The organism is Acuticoccus yangtzensis (assembly GCF_001927245.1).
Taxonomy (GTDB): domain Bacteria; phylum Pseudomonadota; class Alphaproteobacteria; order Rhizobiales; family Amorphaceae; genus Acuticoccus; species Acuticoccus yangtzensis.
The window spans coordinates 1-5,562 of sequence record NZ_MJUX01000022.1 but is presented as its reverse complement, the minus strand read 5'-3'; the positions used below and the strand labels follow the sequence as shown (position 1 = coordinate 5,562).

Sequence of the window (5,562 nt, the reverse complement as noted above, 5' to 3'; positions counted from 1 at the left end):
GACGAAGATCGCCAGAGAGCAACTTGGGCATGGTGGCTGGCCCTCCACCGCCAGCCACCATGTTGAATCAGAATGCTGCTGATTCGGGAATCCCCTGCCGATTCACTCTGAGCGCGAAGCGCTCTAAGGACCAGCGGCGTGCCCGATGAAGTCGAAGCCGGACGTCAAGCTGAAGCGCCGCTGCGCGGTCTACACGCGCAAATCCTCCGAGGAGGGCCTCGAACAGGAGTTCAATTCGCTGCACGCGCAGCGGGAGGCGTGCGAGGCATATGTCGCGAGCCAGAAGTCCGAGGGCTGGGTGCTACTGCGGGGCCGCTACGACGACGGCGGGTTCTCCGGTGGCACGCTGGAGCGGCCCGGCCTGAAGGCGCTCATCGCCGACATCGAGGACGGGCTCGTCGACGTCGTGGTGGTCTACAAGATCGACCGCCTGTCCCGCTCGCTCGCCGACTTCGCCAAGCTGGTCGAGGCGTTCGACCGAAACGGCGTCACGTTCGTCTCTGTCACGCAGCCGTTCAACACGACCACGTCAATGGGCCGGTTGACGCTCAACATTCTGCTGTCGTTCGCCCAGTTCGAGCGCGAGGTCACCGCCGAGCGGATCCGGGACAAGTTCGCGGCGTCGCGTGCGAAAGGCATGTGGATGGGGGGCTGGGCGCCGCTCGGCTACGATGTGAAGGACCGTAAGCTCGTCGTGACCCCCGCCGAGGCGACGGCGGTGAAGATGATATTCGAGCGGTTCGTCGAGATTGGCTCGGCGACCGTGCTGGCGAAGGTGCTGCGGGTCGAGGGTGTCACGATCAAGCGCGGCAGCCCGATCGATAAGAAGTACCTCTACCGGATGCTGAACAACTCGGCCTACATCGGCGAGGCAGTCCACAAAGGCGTGAGCTACCCGGGCGAGCACGAGCCGATCATCGATCAGGAGCTGTGGGAGAAGGTCAGTGCGATCCTGCAGGAGAGCCCGCGCAAGCGCGCCGCTCGCACGCGCGCCGAAACTCCTTCGCTGCTGAAGGGGCTGCTCTTCGGGCCCGATGGCGCCGCCTTCTCGCCGAGCCATACTCGGAAGGGAGATCGGCTCTACCGTTATTACGTCAGCCAGACGGTGCTGAAGCATGGAACCGGGTCGTGCCCGTCGGACGGGTGCCGGCGGGCGACATCGAAGCCGCAGTCATCGATCAGTTGCGGGCTGTGTTCCGCCAACCCGAAATCGTCGCTGGCACATGGAAGGCGGCTCTGCAGGAGCACCACGAAATCACCGAGGCGGACATCCACGCCGCGCTGCAACATGCGGGCCCGACTTGGGATGAGCTATTCCCGGCGGAGCAGGCGCGCATCGTGGCGCTGCTCGTCGAGCGGATCGACATCGGCACTGAGGGCCTGAACGTGCAGCTGCGGGTTGAGGGCTTGGTAGGGCTCGTTCGCGAAATGACCGCTGGCGACGCGGGCCGCGCTGCATGACCCGTGCGACGCGGGTCCCCGACACCGTGACGGTGCACGTTCCGTTCGCATCGTGAAGCGCGGCGGGCGGAAGGAGATCCAGCTGCCGGAGGGAACCGCTCAGCCGCACCCGACCGACAACACACTGGTCAAGGCACTGGCACGCGCGTTCCGGTGGGAGCGAATGATGCGGTCCGGAGAAATCGCGACAATCGCCGAGCTGGCCGAGAGGGAGAAAATTGCGCCGTCCTACATGACCCGCGTCCTGCGCCTGACCCTGCTCGCACCCGATCTCGTCGAGGCGATCCTGGAAGGGAAGCATGGGCCTGACTTGACACTGACGCGAGCCTTGGAGGGGTTCCCTGCCGAGTGGTCGCAGCAACTCGACGAGTTTCGGCCGCCGCATATTCAGCAGGGGATGGTCGGAGCGATGGGCGCCTCGGACATTGATTCTCGGAAAATGGGGCCTGAACATCGTCCTGCTTACCCGTGTCAGCAAGGGTGGAGACGCCGCTAGCTAGTCACCCGCTTGGCAGCGAGCTTGGAACGGACTATGAACAAACCATTCTCAGATCCGGTCGAGGCGGGGAACGTGCGATTAGCATTAGAAGCTGAAACGGTACGAGATCGGCCCAAAGCGCCGGTTCCGTTGAATGATTACACGGTCGTTGATCTGTTTTGCGGTGCCGGCGGAATGTCCGAGGGGTTCCGCCAGGCCGGCTTCTCGATACTGGCTGGGAGTGACAACGACCCGGACGCTATGGCGACCTTCGCAAGGAATTTTCCCGAAGCGCAGTCAATCTTGGGCGACATCCGCATTGACGGGGTAAGGCAACAGATATTGTCCGCAGCACGACGCGCAACAGTCCTCATAGGAGGACCCCCGTGCCAAGCGTTCTCGCAAGTGCGCAATCATAGCCGGATGATCGATGACCCGCGAAACGCCCTCTACCGAGAGTTCGTAACGGCACTTAAAGCGGCCCTACCTCCCGCATTCGTTATGGAAAACGTGACGGGCATGGATCAAATGGGTGCGCGCGATCAAATCCTCACGGACCTCTCAATATGCGGTGAGTACGACGTCCGCGCGCAAGTAGTCGATGCCGCGAACTTCGGCGTACCGCAGACGCGCAAGCGTATCCTGTTTATCGGAACGCGACGCGGCACCGGGATGACAGTTCCAATCCTAAGTGGATCGGGGGCGACTGACTCAATCGTCTTGGCCCGGTTTACTGGTGACCGTCGGCCCCGCTACCAACTCGTTGTTCAGCAAAATCTCTTCAGTATGCGGCTGGCAGAGGCTTTAGAAGATAGCGAAAATTTGACTGCAGTTACTGCGGCACAGGCGATTTCAGATCTCTCTGACCTTCCAGTAGGCAACCGCCAAGATGAAGTCGATTGGAGTACGCTTCCAGAACCCAGAAGCGCATATCAACGCCTAATGCGGGCGCAAGCAGCAGACGTGACTGCAAATCTCCAAGTGCCTCGTTTAAACAAAGATACTGAATTACGACTTCAGGGTATCCCGCAAGGTGGGAACCACAGGGATCTGCAGGAAGAGCTTCTGGGCCGATACCTGACGGGTCAACGCTGGGGGCAGACCAATGGAAGCGGGCGGCTTTCCCGCAAGCACTTCTATGCCTATCGGAGGCTCCATCCCGCGCTTTGGGCTTGGACACTGAACACCAAGGCCGACTCCGTATATCACTACGAGGTTCCGCGCGCCCTGTCGGTGCGCGAGATGGCCCGACTACAGTCGTTTCCTGACCGCTTTTTGTTCACGACTGACCCGCGGCGCGGACCGCTTGAAGGGCGCCATGATGGAGGGCCGGCGCATTCGCGATATCGGCAAGTCGGCAACGCGGTCCCTCCGCTTCTGGCTGAGCGGGTAGCGCAAAGACTGTTGATTGAGTTAACTGCCTCTCGTGCTCAGGAAGGGATTCGCATGAAGGCGGGGTGATGGATGGATGAGGATGGCCTTCTCGAGTCAGAAGAGAGCGCCACAGCTGACAAGAAGGCGGTTGATCGGGCCTTCGGGGCAGAAAACCGAAACAGGCTGATTGACGCGTACTTTGCGCCTTCGGCCGCACAAGGGGTGAGCCCGGGAAATGCGTGGGAGCACGTCTACCGCTTGCTCCTTTGGTCAGATCCGACCACCGGTCTCGCACACTGCTACGAGAGCGACAAATCGCAGCCAGGAAAGCCCTGGTATGCTCGGTCTCTGGCCTTCCACGACTGGCTGTGTCGAGCGCTGAACGTCGAACCAAGTGAGTTGTCGCACGAGATCGACTGGCTCTTTCTGAAGGCTTGCTCAGACTTGGCCGACGCACTCTTGCGTAGAGAGGCGAGGCTCGCCGAAATTGCTGCGCAACAGCGAGAACCCTATGGCGACTGCAGCTTTCCGGAACCCGGAGCCGACCCTGAGCTGGCTACAATAATTGAAGAGACCCTGAGGCCGTATCTGACAAAAGATGTGCAGGAAGAGGTTTGGAACGCCCTTACACAGAAGGTGCGCCAGTTCCTCGCGGTGCAAAACAAACGTAAAAACCTGGTTGGCGAGGGTTTCGAGGACGTACTCGCCCAAGTAGTGCGTCGCGCTTGCGATGTCCCAGCTGACGCGATCCTCACGCGTTGCCTTCTTTACGAGATCCCCGGGTTCAACCGGGCTCGGCAAGGCGCCAAGGAAAACAAGGTCGATCTTGCGATTATTCGGCCCACAATGCGCACCTTAGTGACTGCGAAATGGAGCGTCCGAGCAGATCGTGAAAAGCAGTTCACCACTGAGTACGACGAGTACATCAACGCCGAGTCGGAGAATAGCAAGTTCCAGTACGTGTTTGTTACGAACGAGTTTGATCCAGCCCGGCTAATGCGCGCATGCGAAAATCTGCATCGGAACAGCCTGATGTTCGATTACGTGGTTCACATCAACCCTGAAGCAGTTCGCGCTGCCTACAAGGAAGGGCAAGCCGGCCACGGGCGCATGACTGCAACTCAACAACGTGTCATCAAGAACATGGAAAGCGGGCGGCTGATCGGCTTAGAACAGTGGCTTCGCAATCTCTCAGGTCAGTAAGCGAACGGCGGCTGTGCATGGATAGAATTACGTCCACACGCCGCAGCGCAACCATGCGTGCCATCCGATCGAAACACACGAAGCCCGAGTTGACCGTTCGCAAGGCCCTACGTGCGGCCGGCCTGACAGGTTATCGTTTACATCGACGAGATCTGCCAGGTCGGCCCGACATTGCGTTTGTGGGCCGGAAGAAGGCCATCTTCGTGCACGGGTGATTATGGCATGGACATGATTGCCGAGAGGGAAGCAGGCGCCCCCATTCGCGCCAAGAGTACTGGTTGCCTAAGATTTCACCTAACCACGCGAGGGACTCGCTTCATCACTATCAACTAGCGGCGGCTGGATGGACTGTTCTGGTCATTTGGGAATGCGAGACAAAATACTTGGCTCTACTCGACAGGCTAAAGTCGTTCGTTAGCGAAGCTCCGGTGATGTCGGGGTATGCCCCAGCCGCTGGGAGGTACTCGCAGTTCGATTCTGTTCCATCTCGGAAGCATGCCCCTGGAATCGAAGTGTTTAGCGGTCACGCAATAAAACGCAATGCCCTCAGTAGCTTGGAGAAATTCACTAAAACCGCGCAGGCAACAGGTCCGGAGAGTGTCTGCTCGGAGAGAGCACTCTTGGTCACCGTGGTGCGGAGGCAGGTGAATAGCCCGCTCGGCATAACCCCCAAAAACAACGGGAAATTCCGGCCGCAGCCGGATCGGGAGAACACTTTCGCTAGGGCAGCTGGCGGAGGGAGAGGGTCTGGGAGCGAACATTCTCCGCATCGTTCCACCAATATTCTTAATGGTTCAGCCGCGTGCTTAAGCGCTCGCAGGGCGATCCGAAGAGGTCGCGACCCGCGATTAATCCGCGGTCCGGGTGCGATCGAAAGCGCTCGTCCAAGAGGGACGGCGGTTCGGTGATCGCCGCACCTACTAGAGCGCTTCGCGCTCAGAGTGAATCGGCAGGGGATTCCCGAATCAGCAGCATTCTGATTCAACATGGTGGCTGGCGGTGGAGGGCCAGCCACCATGCCCAAGTTGCTCTCTGGCGATCTTCGT

The 5,562-nt window shown here is 60.0% G+C and carries 5 protein-coding genes; all 5 read left to right on the top strand.

What is annotated here, in order from left to right; translation table 11 throughout:
- Nucleotides 1-145 precede the first annotated feature (145 nt).
- The 5 genes from BIX52_RS22255 to BIX52_RS24040 all read left to right on the top strand — a co-directional run bounded on the left by BIX52_RS22255 (nucleotide 146) and on the right by BIX52_RS24040 (nucleotide 4,731).
- Entirely contained in the window at nucleotides 146-1,384 is a 1,239-nt protein-coding gene (locus BIX52_RS22255) for a recombinase family protein (protein ID WP_342743861.1), read from the top strand.
- Between the two features lie 129 nt (nucleotides 1,385-1,513).
- A complete protein-coding gene (locus BIX52_RS22250; RefSeq protein WP_211098219.1) occupies nucleotides 1,514-1,957 on the top strand; it encodes a hypothetical protein in 444 nt (147 codons plus the stop codon).
- Between the two features lie 36 nt (nucleotides 1,958-1,993).
- Nucleotides 1,994-3,400 carry a DNA cytosine methyltransferase gene (locus BIX52_RS22245; RefSeq protein WP_083660724.1) on the top strand — a complete coding sequence of 469 codons (1,407 nt, stop codon included), beginning with the start codon at nucleotides 1,994-1,996 and terminating at the stop codon, nucleotides 3,398-3,400.
- A 3-nt stretch (nucleotides 3,401-3,403) separates the two neighbouring features.
- Complete coding sequence (locus BIX52_RS22240; RefSeq protein ID WP_075223303.1) at nucleotides 3,404-4,516, top strand: hypothetical protein; 1,113 nt, start codon at nucleotides 3,404-3,406, stop codon at nucleotides 4,514-4,516.
- 17 nt (nucleotides 4,517-4,533) lie between these two features.
- Complete coding sequence (locus BIX52_RS24040; protein ID WP_075223302.1) at nucleotides 4,534-4,731, top strand: hypothetical protein; 198 nt, start codon at nucleotides 4,534-4,536, stop codon at nucleotides 4,729-4,731.
- Nucleotides 4,732-5,562 lie beyond the last annotated feature (831 nt).

Coding starts and splice junctions, on each gene's coding strand:
- BIX52_RS22255 (WP_342743861.1), top strand. CDS start 146: ATGAAGTCGAAGCCGGACGTCAAGCTGAAGCGCCGCTGCGCGGTCTAC.
- BIX52_RS22245 (WP_083660724.1), top strand. CDS start 1,994: ATGAACAAACCATTCTCAGATCCGGTCGAGGCGGGGAACGTGCGATTA.
- BIX52_RS22240 (WP_075223303.1), top strand. CDS start 3,404: ATGGATGAGGATGGCCTTCTCGAGTCAGAAGAGAGCGCCACAGCTGAC.
- BIX52_RS24040 (WP_075223302.1), top strand. CDS start 4,534: ATGGATAGAATTACGTCCACACGCCGCAGCGCAACCATGCGTGCCATC.